The 20659-nt window shown below is 42.1% G+C and carries 20 protein-coding genes, 4 tRNA genes and 1 pseudogene; 15 read left to right on the top strand and 10 right to left on the bottom strand.

Going from position 1 to position 20659, the window contains the following annotated elements:
* The first annotated feature begins 22 nt into the window (after positions 1 to 22).
* Complete coding sequence (locus C6W18_RS18035; protein ID WP_034323900.1) at positions 23 to 2002, top strand: DHH family phosphoesterase; 1980 nt, start codon at positions 23 to 25, stop codon at positions 2000 to 2002.
* Positions 1999 to 2448 carry a 50S ribosomal protein L9 gene (gene rplI, locus C6W18_RS18030; RefSeq protein WP_034323903.1) on the top strand — a complete coding sequence of 150 codons (450 nt, stop codon included), beginning with the start codon at positions 1999 to 2001 and terminating at the stop codon, positions 2446 to 2448. Before C6W18_RS18035 ends, rplI begins: the two co-directional genes overlap by 4 nt.
* A 39-nt stretch (positions 2449 to 2487) precedes the next feature.
* Here rplI and C6W18_RS18025 read toward each other — a convergent pair whose 3' ends face one another.
* From C6W18_RS18025 to C6W18_RS17995, 7 genes are all read right to left on the bottom strand, one after another.
* Positions 2488 to 3702, bottom strand: a complete 1215-nt coding sequence (locus tag C6W18_RS18025; protein WP_034323906.1) for a CynX/NimT family MFS transporter — start codon at positions 3700 to 3702, stop codon at positions 2488 to 2490.
* Between the two features lie 22 nt (positions 3703 to 3724).
* The gene (locus C6W18_RS18020; RefSeq protein ID WP_105928470.1) at positions 3725 to 3871 is read right to left on the bottom strand and encodes a YycC family protein; all 147 of its coding nucleotides are present in this window, start codon (positions 3869 to 3871) and stop codon (positions 3725 to 3727) included.
* A 95-nt stretch (positions 3872 to 3966) separates the two neighbouring features.
* Positions 3967 to 4695, bottom strand: coding sequence for an alpha/beta hydrolase (locus C6W18_RS18015; RefSeq protein WP_189318118.1), 729 nt, complete (start codon positions 4693 to 4695; stop codon positions 3967 to 3969).
* Positions 4696 to 4741: 46 nt separating this feature from the next.
* Positions 4742 to 5713, bottom strand: a complete 972-nt coding sequence (locus tag C6W18_RS18010; protein ID WP_105928469.1) for an ABC transporter substrate-binding protein — start codon at positions 5711 to 5713, stop codon at positions 4742 to 4744.
* A gap of 98 nt (positions 5714 to 5811) precedes the next feature.
* Positions 5812 to 7428 carry an ABC transporter substrate-binding protein gene (locus C6W18_RS18005; RefSeq protein WP_105928468.1) on the bottom strand — a complete coding sequence of 539 codons (1617 nt, stop codon included), beginning with the start codon at positions 7426 to 7428 and terminating at the stop codon, positions 5812 to 5814.
* Between the two features lie 54 nt (positions 7429 to 7482).
* Entirely contained in the window at positions 7483 to 7725 is a 243-nt protein-coding gene (locus tag C6W18_RS18000; protein WP_034323912.1) for an MbtH family protein, read from the bottom strand.
* On the bottom strand, positions 7718 to 8572 hold the full coding sequence (locus C6W18_RS17995) for an alpha/beta hydrolase (RefSeq protein WP_105928467.1): 855 nt from the start codon (positions 8570 to 8572) through the stop codon (positions 7718 to 7720). Before C6W18_RS17995 ends, C6W18_RS18000 begins: the two co-directional genes overlap by 8 nt.
* 214 nt (positions 8573 to 8786) lie before the next feature.
* On the opposite strand from C6W18_RS17995, the gene C6W18_RS17990 reads away from it, so the two are divergent.
* Complete coding sequence (locus C6W18_RS17990) at positions 8787 to 9005, top strand: hypothetical protein (RefSeq protein WP_105928466.1); 219 nt, start codon at positions 8787 to 8789, stop codon at positions 9003 to 9005.
* Positions 9006 to 9079: 74 nt separating this feature from the next.
* Positions 9080 to 9151: pseudogene (locus C6W18_RS20650) on the top strand (hypothetical protein); the annotation flags it as partial.
* Positions 9152 to 9261: 110 nt separating this feature from the next.
* Here the strand turns inward: C6W18_RS20650 and C6W18_RS17985 are convergent.
* Positions 9262 to 10113 (bottom strand): hypothetical protein, encoded by an 852-nt coding sequence (locus C6W18_RS17985; protein WP_105928465.1) that lies wholly within the window; start codon positions 10111 to 10113, stop codon positions 9262 to 9264.
* A gap of 109 nt (positions 10114 to 10222) precedes the next feature.
* On the opposite strand from C6W18_RS17985, the gene C6W18_RS17980 reads away from it, so the two are divergent.
* The 3 genes from C6W18_RS17980 (at position 10223) to C6W18_RS17970 (ending at position 13323) form a co-directional block, all read left to right on the top strand.
* Positions 10223 to 11179, top strand: a complete 957-nt coding sequence (locus C6W18_RS17980) for a DUF4885 family protein (RefSeq protein WP_105928464.1) — start codon at positions 10223 to 10225, stop codon at positions 11177 to 11179.
* Between the two features lie 236 nt (positions 11180 to 11415).
* Entirely contained in the window at positions 11416 to 12780 is a 1365-nt protein-coding gene (gene dnaB / locus C6W18_RS17975; RefSeq protein WP_003214779.1) for a replicative DNA helicase, read from the top strand.
* A 129-nt stretch (positions 12781 to 12909) separates the two neighbouring features.
* A complete protein-coding gene (locus tag C6W18_RS17970; protein WP_105928463.1) occupies positions 12910 to 13323 on the top strand; it encodes a VOC family protein in 414 nt (137 codons plus the stop codon).
* Positions 13324 to 13356: 33 nt separating this feature from the next.
* Here C6W18_RS17970 and C6W18_RS17965 read toward each other — a convergent pair whose 3' ends face one another.
* Complete coding sequence (locus tag C6W18_RS17965) at positions 13357 to 14562, bottom strand: cytochrome P450 (RefSeq protein WP_034325184.1); 1206 nt, start codon at positions 14560 to 14562, stop codon at positions 13357 to 13359.
* Between the two features lie 136 nt (positions 14563 to 14698).
* Between C6W18_RS17965 and C6W18_RS17960 the strand changes: the two genes are divergently transcribed.
* The 3 genes from C6W18_RS17960 to C6W18_RS17950 all read left to right on the top strand — a co-directional run bounded on the left by C6W18_RS17960 (position 14699) and on the right by C6W18_RS17950 (position 18059).
* Complete coding sequence (locus C6W18_RS17960; RefSeq protein ID WP_106050266.1) at positions 14699 to 15283, top strand: TetR/AcrR family transcriptional regulator; 585 nt, start codon at positions 14699 to 14701, stop codon at positions 15281 to 15283.
* 215 nt (positions 15284 to 15498) lie between these two features.
* Positions 15499 to 16788 carry an adenylosuccinate synthase gene (locus C6W18_RS17955; RefSeq protein ID WP_034325186.1) on the top strand — a complete coding sequence of 430 codons (1290 nt, stop codon included), beginning with the start codon at positions 15499 to 15501 and terminating at the stop codon, positions 16786 to 16788.
* 137 nt (positions 16789 to 16925) lie between these two features.
* Positions 16926 to 18059: a DUF418 domain-containing protein gene (locus C6W18_RS17950; protein ID WP_105928462.1), complete on the top strand. Its 1134-nt coding sequence runs from the start codon at positions 16926 to 16928 to the stop codon at positions 18057 to 18059.
* Positions 18060 to 18314: 255 nt separating this feature from the next.
* On the opposite strand, the gene C6W18_RS17940 is transcribed toward C6W18_RS17950, so the two are convergent.
* The gene (locus tag C6W18_RS17940) at positions 18315 to 18839 is read right to left on the bottom strand and encodes a peroxiredoxin family protein (RefSeq protein WP_105928460.1); all 525 of its coding nucleotides are present in this window, start codon (positions 18837 to 18839) and stop codon (positions 18315 to 18317) included.
* A gap of 343 nt (positions 18840 to 19182) precedes the next feature.
* Between C6W18_RS17940 and C6W18_RS17935 the strand changes: the two genes are divergently transcribed.
* From C6W18_RS17935 to yycF, 5 genes are all read left to right on the top strand, one after another.
* A tRNA-Lys gene (locus C6W18_RS17935) sits at positions 19183 to 19258 on the top strand.
* A gap of 6 nt (positions 19259 to 19264) precedes the next feature.
* Positions 19265 to 19336: transfer RNA gene (locus C6W18_RS17930), tRNA-Glu, on the top strand.
* 81 nt (positions 19337 to 19417) lie between these two features.
* Positions 19418 to 19494, top strand: a tRNA-Asp gene (locus C6W18_RS17925).
* Between the two features lie 27 nt (positions 19495 to 19521).
* A tRNA-Phe gene (locus tag C6W18_RS17920) sits at positions 19522 to 19594 on the top strand.
* A 350-nt stretch (positions 19595 to 19944) separates the two neighbouring features.
* Complete coding sequence (gene yycF / locus C6W18_RS17915; RefSeq protein WP_034324626.1) at positions 19945 to 20652, top strand: response regulator YycF; 708 nt, start codon at positions 19945 to 19947, stop codon at positions 20650 to 20652.
* Positions 20653 to 20659 lie beyond the last annotated feature (7 nt).

Raw genomic sequence — 20659 nt, 5'->3', positions numbered from 1 at the left:
GAATGTTGAGGAGTTGATATCAGTGCCAAGCTTCTATAGAAAACCTGTCATCAAGTATCCGATCTTCGCGTTAATTGTACTGGCGATGGTCACAGTCCTCCTCAACCTTTATTTTAATTGGATCATAGGAGCAGTTGGTCTTTTAGTCCTTGCAGGTGTGCTCTACTTCTTAAAATGGGCAGATACGCAAGTACAAAAAGAGATTGATTCATATATTTCAACATTATCCTATCGAGTCAAAAAGGTTGGAGAAGAAGCATTAATGGAGATGCCAATTGGTATTATGCTGTTTAATGACCAGTATTATATCGAGTGGACAAATCCATTTCTTGCTTCGTGCTTTCATGAAAGCACACTTGTCGGCAGATCCTTGTACGATACATTCGAGTCAATTGTGCCTCTTATTAAACAGGAGGTCGAGACAGAAAATGTGACGCTGAATGACCGGAAATTCAAAGTCATTATTAAGCGGTCAGAGCGCCTATTGTATTTCTTTGATGTAACGGAACAGGTGCAGATTGAAAGACAGTATGAAAATGAACGAACGGTGTTATCTTATATCTTTTTAGACAATTATGACGATGTCACGCAAGGCCTTGATGATCAGGTGCGCAGCACCATTAATAGTGAAGTGACGTCGCTATTAAACAATTGGGCACAAGAATATGGCATTTTCCTGAAGAGAATTTCGTCTGAACGTTTTATGGCGGTATTAAATGAGAGCATTTTAGCTGAGCTTGAAGCGTCGAAGTTCTCCATTTTAGACGAGGTTCGTGAGAAAACAGGGGCACATAGCGCGACGCTTACCCTTAGTATCGGAATCGGTGCGTCTGTTCCTTCTTTAAAAGAGCTTGGAGCACTTGCGCAATCGAGTCTTGACCTTGCCCTCGGACGAGGCGGGGATCAGGTAGCCATTAAACAGCCGAATGGGAAAGTGAAATTCTATGGCGGGAAAACCAATCCAATGGAAAAACGGACACGAGTACGCGCACGGGTCATTTCTCATGCCTTAAAAGAAATTGTGTCTGAAAGCGGTAATGTCATGATCATGGGACACAAGTTCCCAGACATGGACTCAATCGGTGCATCGATTGGTATTTTAAAGGTCGCCCAAGCCAATGGGAAAGAAGGCTATATTGTCATTGATGCCAATCAGATTGGGGACAGTGTCCAACGCTTAATTAGTGAAATTAAGAATTATGAAGAACTTTGGTCACGTTTTATCACACCAGAGGAAGCAATGGAGCTTGCAAAGGATGACACATTGCTTGTGGTCGTTGATACACATAAACCGTCCCTTGTGATGGAAGAACGACTGCTGAATAAAATTGAAAACGTCGTTGTGATTGACCACCATAGACGAGGCGAGGAATTTATCCGAGATCCTTTACTTGTCTATATGGAGCCATATGCTTCATCCACAGCGGAACTTGTGACAGAGCTATTAGAGTATCAGCCGAAGAAATTAAGAATTAACATGATTGAGGCCACTGCGCTTCTTGCCGGAATCATCGTTGATACGAAGAGTTTCTCGCTGAGAACGGGGTCAAGAACGTTCGATGCGGCTTCCTACCTTCGAGCGAAGGGAGCAGATCCTGTCCTTGTGCAAAAGTTCTTAAAAGAGACAGTCGATCATTACATCAAACGGGCAAAACTCATTCAACATACAGAGCTGTATCAAAGCCAGGTGGCGATCGCTTCATTGCCGTCTGACAGCTCGGAGTATTATGATCAAATTACGATTGCACAGACGGCTGATTCATTGCTGTCGATGAGTGAGGTGGAAGCGTCATTTGCTGTCGCTAGACGAGATGACGACACTGTCTGCATCAGTGCAAGATCGTTAGGGGATATCAATGTCCAAATTATCATGGAAGCGTTAGACGGCGGCGGTCATTTGACTAACGCTGCAACCCAAATTTATGGTATAACCATTGAAGAAGCGGTAGAGAAGTTAAAAGCTGCCATAGATGAATATTTCGAAGGAGGGGTTCAAAGATGAAAGTGATCTTTCTAAAAGACGTAAAAGGCAAAGGGAAAAAAGGCGAAGTCAAGAATGTAGCTGACGGATACGCTCACAACTTTCTGATCAAACAAGGGTTAGCTGTTGAAGCAAATCCAACGAACCTAAGTGCATTGGAAGGACAGAAAAACAAAGAGAAAAAGAATGCCATCCAAGAGCTTGAACAAGCCAAACAACTAAAAGAAACACTTGAGGCGTTAACAGTGGAGCTCACTGCAAAATCAGGTGAAGGCGGTCGTCTGTTTGGATCTATTACAAGCAAACAAATCGCTGATAAATTACAAAAGGATCATCAAATCAAACTCGATAAGCGCAAAATCGAGCTGAATGACGCCATCCGTGCGTTAGGATATACAAATGTACCTGTGAAGCTTCATCCAGAAGTGCAAGCAACATTGAAAGTACATGTGACAGAACAAGCATAAATAGAAAAGAACCCGTCTCTTGAGGCGGGTTCTTTCTTTTTAAGAAGGATCTGATATATAGACATTTCGTCCGGCGCGCATGCCTGATAAAAACATAAAGAACAAAATAATAATAAAGATGATAATGGATGGTGTCCATGAATGGGTGTAATCAAAGAGAATACCAATCATGAATGGACCAACAGCGGCTAATAAATAACCGAGAGATTGCGCCATTCCTGAGAGGGCAGCTGCTTGTTCCATATGGGTTGTCCGTAATCCGATAAATGTGAGGGCAAGACTGATACTAGCTCCTTGTCCAATGCCGATCAATAAAACAGAGATGACAAGAATAGGTGTAGTTCCTCCTAGAAGAAGACCGATCATGCCAAGCAAATATACAAGAACAAGGCCGCATACAAGCGGTCTTTGCGATTTTAATTTTTCTGCAAAAACAGGCGTTAAAAAGGTGGATGGCAGGCCAGCAAACTGCATAATAGACAGCATCCATCCAGCCGTCGACAGGTTCATTCCATGTGATGTCAAAATATCAGGGAACCATGCGATGCTGCTATAGAAAAGAAATGACTGCAAGCCCATAAAAAAGGTCACCTGCCATGCGACACGTGAACGCCATATTGGCTGCTCTGTGAGCGAGATGCTTTTGACTGCCGCTGTGTTTTGATGAAGAAGCTGCGGAGCCCAGACCATCATGGCAATGAGTGCAAGCCCACCCCATACAAGGAATGACGTATTCCAGCCGCCAGGCATCGTATGGCTGAGCGGAACACTCACACCTGATGCAAGTGCAGCAAAGACGGACATCGAGGTTGTATATACGCTTGTCATCAATCCAGCATGTGCAGGGAATTTATGCTTAACGAGCCCCGGTAAGAGCACGTTACAAATCGCAATCCCAACGCCGACTAGTGCTGTTCCAATCATTAAGAAGGTGATGGTGCCAAACGAGCGAATCACAATCCCAAATAGAAGGACAGCAAGTCCAAGCCAAAGGGTTCGTTCATTGCCAAGACGTTTTCCGATTTTAGGTGCAACTGGAGAAAGCAATGCGAATGAGAGCAGCGGTAATGTCGTGAGAAAACCTGCAAGTCCATTTGAAAGCTGTAAATCAGAACGAATGGCGCCGATCACAGGTCCGACGGACGTAATGGCAGGCCGCAGGTTAAAGGCAATGAGTAAAATCCCAGCAATCAGCAAAATGGTTTGCCCTGTACTGCGAGGATGTAATTTTGATTGTTCTAGTTGTTGTTCCATGAATGTAAACTCCTTTATTTCTTTAAGAAGAGCGATCTTTCTTCTGTTCAAGCTCCGCTAATTTAGTTAATAAGATATGTTGCGGCATATGCATAATTTGTTCAATTGGTACATTGAGAGATGCAGCAAGCTTTTGTGCGGTATCAGCTGAGATTTGTAAAGGTCTCATGCGCAAATCCCTCCTCCTTCAATCTATACGTTCCAATATATCATATCCGCTTATAGAGTGGCTTAAAAAATTTCCGCGGGAAAGGCAGGCTCTATTTAACGCTGATAAAACCACTTGATGGCAGACAAAAAATTTCGCTGAAATTGACCGATATGATGTCCTTCTCCCTGCTCAATATGAAGGCGGAGGCAATGTTCTGAGAGGCCACAATGGAGCACGATGTGATGGAGCTCCTCCGTAAATGGCACCATATATTGCTGAGTAGAGGATTTCCCCTTTCCTTCTTCACTGCCAACCGATAGGTAGATGCGCCGGGGCATCGTCTGAAGGCTGTGCTGACGTATGTAGGCCATGAAATGAGGGTACCAAAAGGAACCGGATAGAGCGCCGATGTGTTGAAAAAGGGATGGTTCCTTCCAAAGTACATACATGGACACAAGCCCGCCTAAAGAGGCGCCAATGAGTCCGTGCTGTCCATGCTCAGGCTGAATCGGATAGTGCTGAACAAGATAGGGCATCAGCTGGTCAGCTAAAAAAGTGAGATATGTGTCAGCTTCGCCTTTGAAAGCTGGAAAGGATGGATGAAGAGCAGGTGCTCTCCATGGCGTATATTCATCAAGCCGGTTGAAGGGATGAACGCCAATGAGGACCACAGGTGTGATGGTGCCGCGTTCGATCATATCTTCTAAAGAGAGGATTTGCTGGTGAAACAGGGAGGAGCCATCCTGCACAATCACAGCTGGCATGGGAGTACTTGGACTAGGTGGAATATAAATATCCAGTTGACGACCGTTCAACTCGTCATATAAAAAAGAACCTTTCATTCATGAGACCCTCCTTCCATCATGAAGAAGAGCGCCATGTCGGCGCTCAATCTGTTTTTTGTGTGGATAACCAATTCACTGCTTGATCGAGAAATGTGGTTTTGCTTAAAGCTGTTCCGCCTTGAAGCAAGGGATCGACGATATTTTCACTCACATGTCCGTGTTTTACAGCCTGAAGGCTTGCCCAAATCTGATTGGCTTCTAAGTCCTTGAGGGCATTCGGATTTGATGCATTCTCTTCTTCAGAGAACTGAACAAAAATATAATCAGGATCCAATTCTCCAAGACGTTCCATGGATAGTAAGGCTTGTGCTTTGGCCTTTTTCACATCTTTTGGAGCTGTAAATCCAAGGTTTCCATACAACGTAGAGTTGAAGTACACGTCCTCAGGATAGACATACAAATCTCCTTGGCGAATGCGGAGGATGATCACTGTTTTGTTTTTACTTGTCTCTTTTAACATCTTTTTCGCTTTTACTAGGTCTTTTTGATAGTTCGAAATGATTGTTTTCGCTTCATTTTTCTTCCCAGTCAGTTCCCCAAGCAATAAGAGATTGTCTTTCCAATCAGAAGAAATATGAGAGACTGGGATCGTCGTTTGAACCTTCTCCAGCTTTTTAATGGTCGCTGGTGGGAACTTTGTCGATCCTAAAATGACATCAGGATTGAGCTTCAGGATTTTTTCTAAGTTTGGTTCTGTTTTTTCACCAATGCCCTCTGTTTTAGATGCGATGTCTTCAAACAATGAAGGGAATGCGCCGCCTACAGTTGATGCCCCAATCGGCTCAACACCTAGCAGTTTTGCATCTTCCATTGATTCTAAACTTCCAGCAATGACAAGGCGTTTTGCTGGTGTTTTTACTTGATACGTCTTCCCTAAGTATTCAACTTCAGCCTGAGCTGATGCTTCTGTGGATGTTGTTTTCTTTGTAGTAGTTGTTTTTTGATTTCCACTGCCGCAAGCTGAACTGATGACCATTACGATACAAATGATAAGCAAAGCTGCCCATTTTTTCATATGTTTTCTCCTTTAACTGATAATTGTTCTCAATTAAAGATTGTATGATGCTTTTCATCAATGATCCATAGATTTTTCTCAGGAATTTGATGGACTTTTTACGGATAAAAAGATAATAGATCATGAATGACCCGTTGATGGCTGGCAGCCGTATACTCTCTCCAAGGGTCTGAAGAGAGCGAATAAACCGCTTTTTGCGCAACTGCTCTTATGTTTTGCCAAGCAACCTGCTGCTTTAATTGTTGATAGAAAGCGAGGGTGCTCGGTTCTTTATGCAAAAGTAAAAATATGCAATCTGGATCACACTGCTTGATGAAGTGTACATCGATTTTCCGCTCCGTGATTTTACTAGATTCATGAAAGGCGGAAGGCAGACCGATATCGTCTAATATAACCTCTGACAAAGTGCGGTTGACGGACAAATAGAGATGATCTTGATAGATTCTAATAGGGAGAACCGTTTTTCTGCTGCGTGAGCAAATTCTCTTCGCCTGCTCGACTAGTTCATCGTAGTGTGTCAGCCACTCCTGTGCTTCTTTTTCTTCGCCCAATATAGCGGCAGTCTCTCGAAACTGAGAACGCCAGTCTAATTGATTGAAAGGGACAAAATGTACAGGACAAATCGATTGAAGTGCGGCTTTCTCATCAAGTGTTATTTGATCGTTTGCAATAATGAATTCTGGCTGTGCTTTTTGCACTTGCTGTATGTTTTTTTCACTATGTTCATTGATACGATGTGCGTTTAAATGAATTGGAATGTCATCACCATAATGCTCAAAATCATACGCTGTCCACTTGGGATGAATGGGAGCAGCGTATGGAAGCAAATGAAGCGGCGTCAGCTGTCCAAGGATAGAAGGACCGTAGGCAATGATTTTACGGTGTCTGCTTTTCATATATTGAGAAGGGGTCACACCCGTTTTTTTCTTAAAAATTCGACTGAAGTAATAAGGGTCCTGATAGCCGATTTCCTGGGCAATATTCTTGAGCTTTTCGTTTCCTTGCGCCATCAGTTGTTTAGCACGAGTCAGCCTTTTTTTCATCAAATAGTCTGTGACGCTTAGACCGAATTGTTCCTTAAATCGTTCACTATAATGATTGGGACTGACACCAGCCATCTCAGAGAGTGTGGTTAAACGAATGGGTTCATCTGAATGATCGTCGATGTATTGTTTCGTTTTAAAAAGCGCCTGTGCGGTGTCACACATCATATGCTTTTGAAGCGTCAGTAGCTTTAAAAGCAACTTTTGAAACAGCAGCTGACTTTGAAAGGAATGAGTGGAGTCAGTCTGCTGCAAAAGGTCTGCCATCTGTGTTAGTGAGTGATGAATCTGCTCAAACGTATCTGTATGTACGAATTGCCATGCATTGAGAAGAGGTTTTGCCGTCTCTTTTGAAATGGCTTTTAGATCATCGTGATGCGAGACATAGATGTGAAAGCGCACTAAATAAAGTTCATATTTTTGATAGGGGTCAGTTTCCAGCATAAACGTCTCGTTTGGCATCATCGTATAGAGTGTTTCATCTTTCAGTCGCCATTTTTGATCATTGATGAAGAGAAAGCCGCTGCTTTTGAGACTAAAAAGAAGACAGTATGTATTTGACAGTTGTTGTTCTACATGCGGTAACTCTGTATGATGGATTTTTTCAACACTGATTAGGCGGTACATAAAATGACCAGCCTCAGTTAGCACAGGCTGAGAATGAGTATTCATGAACAGTCACCTCTACTTTCTTTTGACAACGAAATGAAAAACACCCTGTTTCTTTCACAGGGTGACAATGATTTTATATGATTCAGATGGTTGTGCCTCTTCTTCGGTGACATCGTAGCAACGGAGATCTTGCCAGTTTGCTTGAATGTAGTCGATACAAGCGTCCCGAGTGTCTTCTCCGTATACAGTCTCCCATCCTTTAGGGACTGGTTCAAAGGATGGCCAAAGAGAATGCTGTCTTGTTTCGTTCATCAGCACAAGAAATGAACCATCTTCACGCAAGAAAGGGTTATTCATCGGTCTCACTCCTTTGTCTTTTTGATTCGGAAGGATAGAGAGCAAAACGAAATGCCTCATTAATCAAGACAGGAAGAACAGAGGAATGTCCTTCTCTTGGAAATTCCATGTATTGTACGTGTAAACCATTAGGTGAAGAAACAGACAGCCGCTCTTTCATCGCCTGTGCGTTTTGATTCATCTGGCAGAGATGGTCTTTTTCAAGCTCACCAACACCAATCAATAATCGATTTTGATGCGTCTGTTGTTTTAATCGTTCTTGAAACGCCTGCTCTTGCTGTAACAGGAGTGACGGATACCAATGAATGGATGGACTGCCAGCAATATATGTTTGAAATGCTTCAGGGTAGTCAAATAATGTACTTAACGTAAAAAGACCGCCAAGAGAGTGGCCGAATAGAGTTTGACGACCTCGATTGATTGGGTATCTTGCTTCAATCATCGGTTTGATTTGTTTTTCCAAAAAGGAAAAAAAGGGATGAGCACCCCCATACGAGTGTGTGGCAGCTCCTTTTTTAAGCGCCTGTATCCATTGATCAGGCGGTTGATGAGTAAAATCCTCATGTCGTTGTGGATGATGGGGTTGATCCGTCTTGTATCCAATGCCAACAATGACAGCAGGTGTCACCCCTGTTTTTTCAGGGATACTTGATTGTAGACGAAGTGCTTCCACCATGGTGGCGAAAATCGCATTTCCGTCGAGTGCATATATCACAGGGAAACCTTCTGAAGGTATGGGTCCGTCAGGTTGATAGATGAAAAGGCGATAGGGACGATTCTTTACATCTAATTGCTGCGTCCCAGATAACATAAATGGGCTGCTTTCGTAAAAAAGAGAAGGGATCATTCAGTTATAGGCTCCTCTCTAAATGAAAATGATTATCATTATCGAATAAATGGTAACTTGATTTACATGAGAAGTCAAATGAGACGATGGAAACATGAGTAGAAAAGAGCGTGATAAAATATCACAAATCATGAAGAAGAAAATAGGCACATCCTTTATAATGGGATGGTATTCACTATCTCAAAAGGTCAGGTTATAGGGAGAGACGATCGCCATGCATACGCCAATTGGCAAGCTAAAACTAAAACTGCACGAATATCAATTGAACTTGAAGAAGACCTTTACGGTCGAGGAATTAAGCGAAATGAAACAGGCACTACATGAAATACGGATGACATTTGCGGCCTACGAAGAATGGGATCTGTACCAGTGGGCCACCGATATGATCACCATCCTCCTCTTTCAACACGCCCTCCAGCAAAACCACTACTGACACTTTCACTTTTTTATGGATGAAAATGATAAAAGATGAGTAGCGTATGATTTTATGAATGGACGGTACTTGGCATGACGGAACTTCTCGATGACCGGCTGCCGCCGCAAAATATAGAAGCCGAGCAGGCCGTATTAGGTGCTGTTTTAAGAGTGGTGAAATATCATATAGCATCAAAAATGCGACAATTAAAAAAGTAAGGGATGTTCCCTTACTTATTGATCAATTGGTGTACATATCTGTAAACACCATTCAATTAGAATCCATCTGTGACATCATATTCGTAACGGATATCGGCTTTGACATTGCTCATAGTAGATCTCGCTGTAGCCTTTGCGTTGTACTTAGAGCTCCATTTTTGAGCGACTTTTAATTGATCTTCAAGAGAAATACGGTAAGAACCGCTTGTTGCAGATGAAAAAACAGATTCGTTCCAAATCTTGTTTTCATCAGCCATCAGCTTGTGAGTAACATTGCCTTGGTTAGGCGATTGGGTACTAGTTGTTGAAATGGATTTAACGATTGCATTTATAGGGATAGAAGAATTGCTCGTTAAATCCATTGTAATGACAGAAGAATCAACACCTAAAAAATTCAAAGAAGTATTCAAGTTGGTAGCGGACCCCGTAAAGTTGAATGTCCCATTTCCAGATTTAATTCGATCTTGAATAGAGACAGTAAAATACTTCCCTGTATATGTACCACGGGTCACTTTTACAAAATAAGTTTCTGAAGTAGAAGTAACGTCACCAGTATTTGCGAATATAAAGGGCGTTACTGAATCAGGATTAATCACTCTTGATCCTGGCTTAGAACTCTTCGAATTATACACCTCGATTTTCATCCCAGTATATTGCTTATTATACGAACTTCTGACATAAACTCTTTCACCCTTATTGATCGTGAACTGATAATACGCTTCATTTTCGCCTTCAGGTAAGATTGTCGTGTCTGAACGACTATTTTTCCAATATCCCATTGAGATTGCAGTGTTAGGACTGTTATTCCCTGTAATAGCTGCTTCCGCTGAGTTAGGTGCAAAAAAACTAGTAACAAGCGCCAATAATAATGATGATAATAATAAATGTTTAAAGATATTATTTGTCATATATTAACCCTTATTGTAATAATTACCATATTGTCATCAAAATAACAAATTTTAACTGAAATGCCGATATATTTAATAATCACTATTTTTTTAAAAAAGGAGAATCAAAATGAATATTAATACGTCGTACACAGCCAGTGCTTCAAGCAATCTGAACCAAATAGACTCTAAAGGTCAATCAGCTATTAAAAGTACAAATGAGATGATGACCGAAGCTGATAGACGAATGAAAATATTAGATGAAAAATACGAAAAAATAAATGAACAAAATAAACGTTTCAAAGATCCTCAAGGTCATATATATGATAAATATCGAAATCCATACTCTCCTTATTTCAGAAATGATCTAACTACAGTGGAGAGAGAAGCTGCTTACATTATGGAAATGAGTTGGGCAAGGAATAATAAAGGAGGTCAATATGACTTTAATGACGCCATCTTCCGTAATGAAAAACGGTACGATCCTACGCAAGAAAGTGTAGAAAAGAAAATACTCAATCGTCAAAAAGTGAATGAACAATTACAAGATTTATTCTCTAAAAACGGTATAACCATTCCTAAAAACACAAATTTAACTTTTACCATTGACCCTAATAATTTTAAATTAGTGGTGAGTGGTTCAAAAGACGAATCGCTGATCAAACAAATAGAAGACCTATTAAATACAAGCAACAATACAAGAGAACTATTTTTCCATATTATGAAAAGTAGAAATGACGATTCTACTCAATTCACGCCGGATTCTCTTGCAAAGTTCCATCTTGTCAATCAAATCAAAACGGTGACAGGCTACAATTTAAAAGATTTAAGCATTGTAAACGGTCAATTTGTAACGGATAACGGAGCGAATATATTTGATATATACAAAGAAGAACTCCTGAAAAATCCATACACAGCAGAAAATGCACGCATTGCCGCTTCACATTACGGAGCACAGCTCTTTGATCTAGCCAAAAATGGGTTTGATTCTATTCCCGATTTGGTGTTATCTATTGGTTATCAAAATGGCTCCTTACAAGACATTGGGCAAAAAGAAAATGATGGAGTTAAGAAAACGATAGATTAACAAAACGTGAACGACAACAGATACAAATCCCATTAGCGATAATGAAGGACTCTATAACAATTTATGTTACAGAGTCTTTTCTATTGAAATGCGCTAGTTTTGCTGTTCAGAAACACACTGTTCAACGAAACATCGACATGGTAATTTTGACTATAGTTGATGTTTTTCACTTTTTTATTGATGAAAATGTTAAAATGATGAGTAGCGTATTTTTTTATGAAAGGACGGTGCTTGGCATGACGGAACTTCTCGATGACCGGCTGCCGCCGCAAAATATAGAAGCCGAGCAGGCCGTATTAGGTGCTGTTTTTTTAGAACCATCTGCGCTAACGCTCGCTTCTGAGGTATTAATTCCAGAGGATTTCTATAGAATGTCGCATCAAAAGATTTACAATGCGATGCTTGTACTTGGAGATAGAGGGGAACCGGTCGATCTTGTCACGGTGACATCAGAACTTGCCAATACAGATTTACTTGAAGAGGTAGGGGGGATTTCGTATTTAACGGATATTGCGAACTCAGTCCCAACTGCCGCAAACATTGAATACTATGCAAAAATTGTTGAAGAAAAATCGATTTTAAGACGTCTGATCCGTACAGCGACAACCATCGCACAGGATGGGTATACGCGTGAGGATGAAGTAGAAGATCTATTGAGTGATGCTGAAAAAACCATTATGGAAGTGGCTCAGCGTAAAAACTCAGGAGCTTTCCAAAACATTAAAGACGTTCTTGTTCAGACATATGATAATATTGAACAGCTTCATAACCGAAAAGGCGATATTACAGGGATTCCAACGGGATTCTCTGAGCTTGACCGGATGACAGCTGGATTCCAGCGAAATGACTTGATTATTGTAGCGGCTCGTCCATCAGTAGGGAAAACAGCCTTCGCATTGAACATTGCACAAAATGTCGCGACCAAGACAGATGAAAGTGTCGCCATCTTTAGTTTAGAGATGGGGGCTGAGCAGCTTGTCATGCGTATGCTTTGTGCAGAGGGAAATATCAATGCACAGAACCTAAGAACCGGTAATCTAACAGAAGAGGACTGGGGTAAGCTGACAATGGCGATGGGTTCGTTATCAAACAGTGGGATTTTCATTGACGATACACCTGGCATTAGAGTAAGTGAAATTCGCTCGAAATGCCGCCGTTTGAAGCAAGAAAACGGTCTTGGGATGATCCTGATTGACTACTTGCAGCTCATCCAAGGGAGCGGACGATCAAGCGATAACCGTCAGCAGGAGGTATCTGAAATCTCTAGGGCTTTAAAATCGCTGGCGAGGGAGCTTGAAGTTCCGGTTATTGCTTTGTCTCAGCTTTCCCGTGGGGTAGAGCAGCGTCAGGACAAACGTCCGATGATGTCTGATATTCGTGAATCAGGAAGTATTGAGCAGGATGCCGATATCGTGGCATTCCTTTATCGTGATGATTACTACGACAAAGAATCAGAGAATAAGAACATTATTGAAATCATTATTGCCAAACAGCGTAACGGTCCAGTTGGTACGGTATCACTGGCGTTCGTCAAAGAATATAACAAATTCGTCAACCTGGAAAGAAGATTTGACGATGCGGGTGTTCCGCCCGGTGCTTAAAGCCCAGCTCAAGAAGCTGGGCTTTTTTTGATCCATCTACATCGAAAGAATGACTGAAAAACAGCCGAAATGAGGAGGAGAGAGAAAAAAAGAGATCGTATACTAAAAGGAGAAAAGGAGTGATGACAGATGAAATTTCAACAGTTCGAAGCCGCTCAATTACGCATCGCACGCCCAACAGCCAACATGAAAGAGGTTGTTTCCTTTTATGAAGAAGGCTTAGGGCTCAAAAGAATAGGCTCATTTGATCAGCATGAAGGGTATGATGGTGTGATGCTCGGACTTCCTCACCAGCATGTTCATTTAGAAATCACCAAACATGAAGAAGAAGAGAGCCTGCCCGTTCCGCATCCAGAACAGCTGCTTGTTTTCTATATTCCTAATGAACAGGAGTTTCGGCAGATGAAAGAAAGACTGATCTCATTTGGTGGACGGCATGTCATCTCTACGAATCCATACTGGGATCGAGGAGGTGCAACCATTGAAGATCCAGAAGGATATCGAGTTGTGCTCATGAACACAGAAGGAATTACACCTGTTTAAAAAGACTCCCATGCTTGGTGGGAGTCTTTTCTGTTATAAACGGGCTGTGACGCGTAGCTTCAGCTCTTTCAGCCCATACATGCCGCTGTTTGTCATTGGCACATAGGAGAGGAGTTCTAGTGACTCATATCGATCCAATAAGTCCTTGATAGCAGTACATGCTTCAAGACGGGCAAGTGGTGCACCTAGACAGAAGTGGATGCCGTGGCCGAAGCCAATATGAGGGTTAGGATGGCGGTGTATATCGTACTCATGTGCGTTTGAAAACTGGCGCTCATCCCGGTTAGCAGAAGCGAGAAAGACAATCACATGGTCTCCCTTTTTCAACGCTTTCCCTCCAAGCTCTGTGTCCTCTCTGACATAGCGGACGATTGTAGGCGCTGGTGCACGGAAACGGACGGCCTCCTCCACAGCACGCGGGATGAGCTCAGGTGATTGAGCGAGCGCTTCATACGCCCCTGGTTTTTCCAACAAGCTAAAGATCATATTGGAGATCAGATTGGTGGTCGTTTCGTTGCCTGCTAAAAGGAGAAGATTGCAGAAAGGGATTAATTCATCCGCTGACAGCTTGTCTCCATCCTCTTCAGCTTGAATTAAAAGAGAAATCAAATCTTCACCGAGATGCTGACGCTTCTCTTCGATGATGTCAGCAAAAAATGCCATCATGTCAGCTTCGCCTTGATCTCGTGTTTTCTGCCATTCAGCTACATCCTCTTCATTTTCACTTTTAGGCATACTAACCAGAAGATCTGACCAATCTTTAAAGGACTGTTTATGTTCTGACGGCACACCTAACAGCTCTGCAATGACAATGACAGGAAGCGGATAGGAGATGTCTTGAACAAGATCAATTTCTTCTTTCCCATCTATCTGCGCCATGAGTTCATCCATCAATTCTTGAATACGTGGTTCCCACGATTTCATCACTCGAGGTATAAAGGCTTTGCTCACAATGGAGCGGATTCGTGTGTGTTTCGGCGGGTCCATCATCACCATTGTTTTCATCAGAGAATGTTTCCGCTGGTCTTTAGGAGGTTGACTAGAAAAGGTATCTTTATCGATTGTTACACGCTTTGCCTCTTCGTATGTGAATACACTCCAAGTTTGACTGCTTTCATCAAAATGAACAGGTGATTCCTTACGCATTTTGGCATACCAATCAAATGGGTTATACGGGTCCTGCTTGTTTTTCCCTCTTAATAACGCTTTTTGCACGGCACTTGGTGTTGTTGTTTCCATGATCATCACTCCTTATTGGTTGTCAGATGATTCCTTTTTTTCGTTGTGTTAGATTAAAGTTAATTCATCAGCCGAGAGGATTCAACCAACAGAAAAGCGAAATCTGTTGAAGAAAATGGGAAGGGGAGAGCGGCTTGTGGCGGACTGCTACAGAGGGGATAAGCGCGCAACTGAATCAAAGCAGCAATTAAGAAAAGCGTTATTTCATTTATTAAGAGAGAAGGAATGGGGAAAGATTTCCGTACAAGATTTAACGAAAAAGGCAGGCATCCATCGCACCACCTTCTATCAGCATTATGAAGATAAGTTTGATCTTGCCCAGCAGGTCATGGATGAGATGTTTGATGTGATGAAAGCTGCTATTTTTGCTCCTGTACAAGAAGAGGATTGGCAGGCTGACCACGCAGCATATGTGTATATTTTTCGATTTTATCAACACTTGCAGGAACATGAAGAGGAGTATCAGATTCTATTGAAAAGAGGGCGAGAGCTTAATATTCATCAGACAGCCAGTGCTTTTTTTGAGGAAAGCTTTTCTTTAGGATTAGAGGAGGTCGCGGGTTCAAAGCCTGACCCGCATCATGTTCCTCTCGAGATGCAGAAGCAATTTGTCATTTCTGCTTATGTTGGAACCGCTGAATGGTGGCTGAGGAAAGGAAGACCGTATTCACCTGACTTCATGGCAAGCTCGATGATTCAATTAATTGAAAATCATGAATAAAGCGGGAATCGATAAAAACAGTTGTTTTTGCTCAAAATCTCCTTTTTCAAGCGTAGACGAAGCGATTAAAGCGCTTTTTCTCACATTTAAAGCGAACAAAATTTGATTTCGAGATATTAATGTTCGGATTTAGCGTTGACTTTTTCGTTTTGCATTGATAAAATAAATGTGTTTGAAAGAGATAACGTTTTGAAAGGTTAACGGAGGTGCACGATATGTCTTCAGTAGTCGTAGTAGGTACGCAGTGGGGTGACGAAGGGAAAGGGAAAATTACCGATTTCCTTTCAGAAAATGCAGAGGTGATTGCCCGTTATCAAGGGGGAAACAATGCAGGTCACACGATCAAATTTGATGGAGTGACTTACAAGCTACACCTCATTCCGTCCGGTATTTTTTATAAAGAGAAAACTTGTGTCATCGGTAATGGAATGGTGGTTGATCCTAAAGCGTTGGTCACTGAGCTTGCGTATCTTCACGAACGGAATGTGAGTACAGAGAACCTCAGAATCAGCAATAGAGCCCATGTGATTCTGCCTTATCATTTAAAATTGGACGAGGTAGAAGAAGAGCGGAAAGGGGCTAATAAGATCGGTACGACGAAAAAAGGAATCGGACCAGCTTATATGGACAAAGCAGCTCGCGTCGGAATCCGTGTCGCAGATCTATTAGATCGTGAAGTTTTTGAAGAGAAGCTTGCACGTAATCTAGAAGAGAAAAATCGTCTTTTAGAGAAAATGTACGACACAGAAGGCTTCAAAATTGAAGATATTTTAGACGAGTATTATGAATATGGCCAGCAAGTGAAAAAATATGTCGTGGATACATCTGTTGTATTGAATGATGCACTAGATGAAGGACGCCGTGTTCTATTTGAAGGGGCACAAGGCGTTATGCTTGATATCGATCAAGGGACATATCCATTTGTGACGTCCTCTAACCCAGTGGCTGGAGGAGTGACGATTGGTTCTGGCGTAGGACCTACGAAAATTCAACATGTAGTCGGCGTATCAAAAGCTTACACAACACGTGTTGGAGATGGCCCATTCCCGACAGAACTTCATGATGAAATTGGCGATCAAATCCGTGAAGTTGGCCGTGAATACGGTACGACAACTGGACGCCCGCGCCGTGTTGGGTGGTTTGACAGTGTTGTTGTCCGTCATGCCCGCCGTGTGAGCGGTATTACAGATTTATCTCTGAACTCAATCGATGTACTGACAGGGATTGAGAAATTGAAAATCTGTGTCGCTTATAAATTGAACGGAGAAATCACAGAGGAATTCCCAGCAAGTCTAAAAGAATTAGCGAAATGTGAGCCTGTCTACGAAGAAATGCCAGGATGGACAGAGGATATTACAGGCGTGAAGAATTTAAGTGAACTGCCTGAAAATGCCCGCCACTATTTAGAGCGCATTTCACAATTAACAGGTATTCCACTTTCTATTTTCTCAGTCGGACCAGACCGTTCACAAACGAACGTTGTCCGCAGCGTGTACCGTCCATAAGTATAGACTGATCAGACACCAGTAAAATCACACATTTTACTGGTGTTTTTTTGTTTAAATATTCCTTAAATTCAATAGAACGGACTTCCCGGTATTACCAAAATATGATAACTGTATAAAGGGGAAGGAGCGTTCAAGTGAAAGAAAGAATACGATTATTAGATATTTTACGAGGCTTTGCCATACTAGGCACATTGGGGACGAATGTTTGGTTTTTTGCGTACGCAGGGGATACCTTTGCGACAGATCAGATTGCAGATGAATATGAAAATGGCAGTTTGCTTGAAAGCATTGTCTCGATGTTCGTTTATGGCAAAATGCTCTCGTTGCTCACCATCATGTTTGGTGTTGGATTGGAGCTGAAGTATCAGCAGGCGAAAAGAAAAAACACACCTTGGCCGGGTACATATTTATGGATTCTTTTATTTTTATTTATCGAAGGCTTTGTCCATTTTGCCCTTGTGATGGAATATGATGTGCTCATGAGTTACGCCGTCACGGGTTTACTTGTGGCTTTCATTGTACGTGGAGGGGACCGGCGCATCAAAAAGGGTATGATCTTCTCTGGTGTGATTCACCTGCTAGTCATGTCATTTCTGATTGTGTTCTCCCTCTCTGAAATGGAGACAGAATCCTATGATCCAAGTAGTGAACCAATGCTAGAGGAGCAGCTGCCAGAGGCATGGATTTCTCAAGTTCAAGAGCGATTACAATACTTTTTCATGTACCGTGAAGAAGCGATTTTTATCATTCCAATGAATACATTTCTGTTTTTATTAGGTGTTCGAATGATGAGAGCGGGTGTTTTTTATGCGAATGAACGCGGGCAATCTCTTCGGAAAACATTGTTCCGAATCGGTTTATGGGTTGGTCTGCCGCTGAATGCACTCGTCTTCGTGCCGAATGAAATAGTGGAATTCGTGGTGCGCTACATCTTTTCCCCATTCCTCTCTATCTTCTATATAGCTGTCATTGCGAAGCTCTTGGCACATACGGAATCATGGTTCATGTGGACTTGGTTTGAATATGTAGGGAAAATGGCGCTTAGCTGCTACATCCTGCAAAATGTCATCTGCTCGATTCTTTTTTATAGCTGGGGATTGGGTCTTGGCGGTCAAATCAATGCACCCCTCATCGTATTATCATGGCTGCTCATTTCACTTCTGCAAATAGCGATTTCGGCATTTTGCTTAAATGTGTGGCGGATTGGGCCAATGGAATATATCCGATCGCGGGCACTTCGCCGGGTGACGATGAAGAAAGCATCGTAAAGGGGAATAGATACAATGTTTTTAAAAAAATGACGAAAAGAGAACAAGTGAATGCACATAAAGCAGCAGGATCGGCGTTTGTTTTTTATCTTCTAGCATTAGGAGTGCATGCGATGTACGCTTTTTTTCAAGGTGACAGACCTCCCGTCACTTTTGTGATTTTAATGACGGGTCTCCTTGTGTTTTTCACCGCAGATTGGTTATACAACAAAAAATATTCATAAAAAAGAAGCCCTCATCACGAGAGCTTCTTTCTTATTTCAGGCTTTTATATTGCCCTTTTAAATTTTTACGAATGTATTGGATGATTTTGCGCAATTCATTCGCATGCGGTCTGCCAAATGGACTTGTTTGTCTTTGCTGATAGAGTACTTGGCCTTTTTCATTTAATAAGAAATAGGCGGGTTCTCCGTGTACTCCGTGATCTTCATATGGGGCATCTTCCCCATGATAGAACACTTCATATGCTTTTAATGAAGTGAGATCTTGGTCAGACATGATCGGGAAGGAAAGTCCCTCTTGATCAGCAAATTCCTTCAAGTCATCAGGTTTATCCGTTGAAATCGCCATTAAGTGAATATCCTTGTCTTGAAAGTATGATTGTTGCTTTTCTAGCTCTTTTAATTCCTCTACGCATACTGGGCACCATGATCCTCTAAAGAAAATGATGAGGTGCCAGCTTTGATGCTCCTCTAAATGTTTGTAGAAATCAATGTGTTCGCCCTGCACCGTTGGCAGTGAAAAATTGGGCATTTTATCTCCTAATTTGAATGAACTCATGCTGCTTCCTCCTTTTTCAATCACAATGTTACTTGTCTCTTTTATAACCATTTTCAGGCGCTTTGAAACGTTTCTATGTGCTTGAAGAGGCAGTGACCATTGAAAAGAAGGGTCAAAATTGAAGGCGTTTGCAGAAATGGGCGATTTGACAGGGGATATCAAATCCGACACTTTTTTAAAAAAAATGTCGAAAAACGTATTGCCATATGTAATGACTCTATGATATTATAAATCTCGTTGTTGCAAAGGTCTCTGAAACTTGTTAGGATGCGATGTTCCAGCTTTTTTAAAGCGATTGGTTTGACGCAATACAGCTTCTTCAGATTCACTTTTCACAAACCGAGAGCCATTAGCTCAGTTGGTAGAGCATCTGACTTTTAATCAGAGGGTCGAAGGTTCGAGTCCTTCATGGCTCACCATGTATTGGCCCGTTGGTCAAGCGGTTAAGACACCGCCCTTTCACGGCGGTAACACGGGTTCGAATCCCGTACGGGTCATTGATTTACTTTAGCGTTAAGCTAATTTTTCCTCACTTGCTTGGAAGAGCACCACGATTGCTTTTTCGGGCAAGTTACTGAGGTCCGGTAGTTCAGTTGGTTAGAATGCCTGCCTGTCACGCAGGAGGTCGCGGGTTCGAGTCCCGTCCGGACCGCCATTTATACATATTCATCTTTTTGATGATGGCTCGGTAGCTCAGTTGGTAGAGCAACGGACTGAAAATCCGTGTGTCGGCGGTTCGATTCCGTCCCGAGCCACTTCCAAACGCATCTGCAATCGCAGGTGCGTTTTTATTTTATGAAAAGAAGGCATAAAAAGGGAGAAGCCGGACCTAGGTAGGGCCCGGCTCCATAAGAAGAAGACGTTACATGTATATAGACGTTTGGTGATTGGAAAAGTTTCGATAAAAAAGGAAAAAGTCATCAATTTTTTTGAGCCATGTCTTTCTTATCCAACGTTTACTAGAAAAGAAAGCCGTTATTATTTTTATCTTTGCCTCGTAAAACGTTATAATAGACAGTGAGCCTTTTTTCCTCGAACGAAAAAGGCCTGATGAGAGATGCAAAATAGAATGACATAGATGCTAAAAATGCAGGAGGAAATCATAATGGAAAAAAAGATTCTTGTCGTAGATGATGAAAAACCGATTGCTGATATATTGGAATTTAACTTAAGAAAAGAGGGCTATGAGGTTCATTGTGCGTATGACGGAAATGAAGCCCTTGAAATGGTAGAAGAAATTAAGCCGGACATCATTCTGCTCGACATCATGCTGCCGAACAAAGATGGCGTTGAAGTATGCCGTGAAGTGAGAAAGAAATATGATATGCCGATTATTATGCTTACAGCGAAGGACTCTGAAATTGATAAGGTCATCGGTCTTGAGCTTGGCGCGGATGATTATGTGACGAAGCCATTCAGCACGCGCGAGCTGCTTGCACGTGTGAAAGCGAATTTGAGAAGACAGACCGCTGCTCCGCAATCGGAGGAGGAATCTGAATCAAATGATATCGAGGTTGGATCACTTGTCATTTACCCAGATGCGTATGTCGTGTCTAAGCGTGAGGAAACGATCGAGTTGACGCACCGTGAGTTCGAATTGCTTCATTACTTAGCGAAGCATATTGGACAAGTCATGACACGCGAGCATTTACTACAAACCGTATGGGGCTACGATTACTTCGGCGATGTCCGTACAGTGGATGTTACAGTCCGCCGTCTTCGTGAGAAAATTGAAGACAACCCTAGCCACCCGAGCTGGATTGTGACAAGACGAGGCGTCGGCTACTATTTAAGAAACCCAGAGCAGGACTAAGATTTTT

The sequence above is a fragment of the Bacillus sp. LLTC93 genome, assembly GCF_002993125.1.
Taxonomy (GTDB): Bacteria; Bacillota; Bacilli; order Bacillales; family Bacillaceae; genus Bacillus; species Bacillus zhangzhouensis.
Note: the sequence above shows the minus strand (reverse complement) of the source record. Positions and strands in the feature narration are given on the sequence as shown.

What these genes read in the sequence shown, in the direction of transcription:
- rplI (WP_034323903.1), top strand. Translation starts at nt 1,999, where the DNA reads ATGAAAGTGATCTTTCTAAAAGACGTAAAAGGCAAAGGGAAAAAAGGC.
- C6W18_RS18025 (WP_034323906.1), bottom strand. Translation starts at nt 3,702, where the DNA reads ATGGAACAACAACTAGAACAATCAAAATTACATCCTCGCAGTACAGGG.
- C6W18_RS18020 (WP_105928470.1), bottom strand. Translation starts at nt 3,871, where the DNA reads ATGAGACCTTTACAAATCTCAGCTGATACCGCACAAAAGCTTGCTGCA.
- C6W18_RS18015 (WP_189318118.1), bottom strand. Translation starts at nt 4,695, where the DNA reads ATGAAAGGTTCTTTTTTATATGACGAGTTGAACGGTCGTCAACTGGAT.
- C6W18_RS18010 (WP_105928469.1), bottom strand. Translation starts at nt 5,713, where the DNA reads ATGAAAAAATGGGCAGCTTTGCTTATCATTTGTATCGTAATGGTCATC.
- C6W18_RS18005 (WP_105928468.1), bottom strand. Translation starts at nt 7,428, where the DNA reads ATGAATACTCATTCTCAGCCTGTGCTAACTGAGGCTGGTCATTTTATG.
- C6W18_RS18000 (WP_034323912.1), bottom strand. Translation starts at nt 7,725, where the DNA reads ATGAATAACCCTTTCTTGCGTGAAGATGGTTCATTTCTTGTGCTGATG.
- C6W18_RS17995 (WP_105928467.1), bottom strand. Translation starts at nt 8,572, where the DNA reads ATGATCCCTTCTCTTTTTTACGAAAGCAGCCCATTTATGTTATCTGGG.
- C6W18_RS17990 (WP_105928466.1), top strand. Translation starts at nt 8,787, where the DNA reads ATGCATACGCCAATTGGCAAGCTAAAACTAAAACTGCACGAATATCAA.
- C6W18_RS17985 (WP_105928465.1), bottom strand. Translation starts at nt 10,113, where the DNA reads ATGACAAATAATATCTTTAAACATTTATTATTATCATCATTATTATTG.
- C6W18_RS17980 (WP_105928464.1), top strand. Translation starts at nt 10,223, where the DNA reads ATGAATATTAATACGTCGTACACAGCCAGTGCTTCAAGCAATCTGAAC.
- dnaB (WP_003214779.1), top strand. Translation starts at nt 11,416, where the DNA reads ATGACGGAACTTCTCGATGACCGGCTGCCGCCGCAAAATATAGAAGCC.
- C6W18_RS17970 (WP_105928463.1), top strand. Translation starts at nt 12,910, where the DNA reads ATGAAATTTCAACAGTTCGAAGCCGCTCAATTACGCATCGCACGCCCA.
- C6W18_RS17965 (WP_034325184.1), bottom strand. Translation starts at nt 14,562, where the DNA reads ATGGAAACAACAACACCAAGTGCCGTGCAAAAAGCGTTATTAAGAGGG.
- C6W18_RS17955 (WP_034325186.1), top strand. Translation starts at nt 15,499, where the DNA reads ATGTCTTCAGTAGTCGTAGTAGGTACGCAGTGGGGTGACGAAGGGAAA.
- C6W18_RS17940 (WP_105928460.1), bottom strand. Translation starts at nt 18,839, where the DNA reads ATGAGTTCATTCAAATTAGGAGATAAAATGCCCAATTTTTCACTGCCA.
- yycF (WP_034324626.1), top strand. Translation starts at nt 19,945, where the DNA reads ATGGAAAAAAAGATTCTTGTCGTAGATGATGAAAAACCGATTGCTGAT.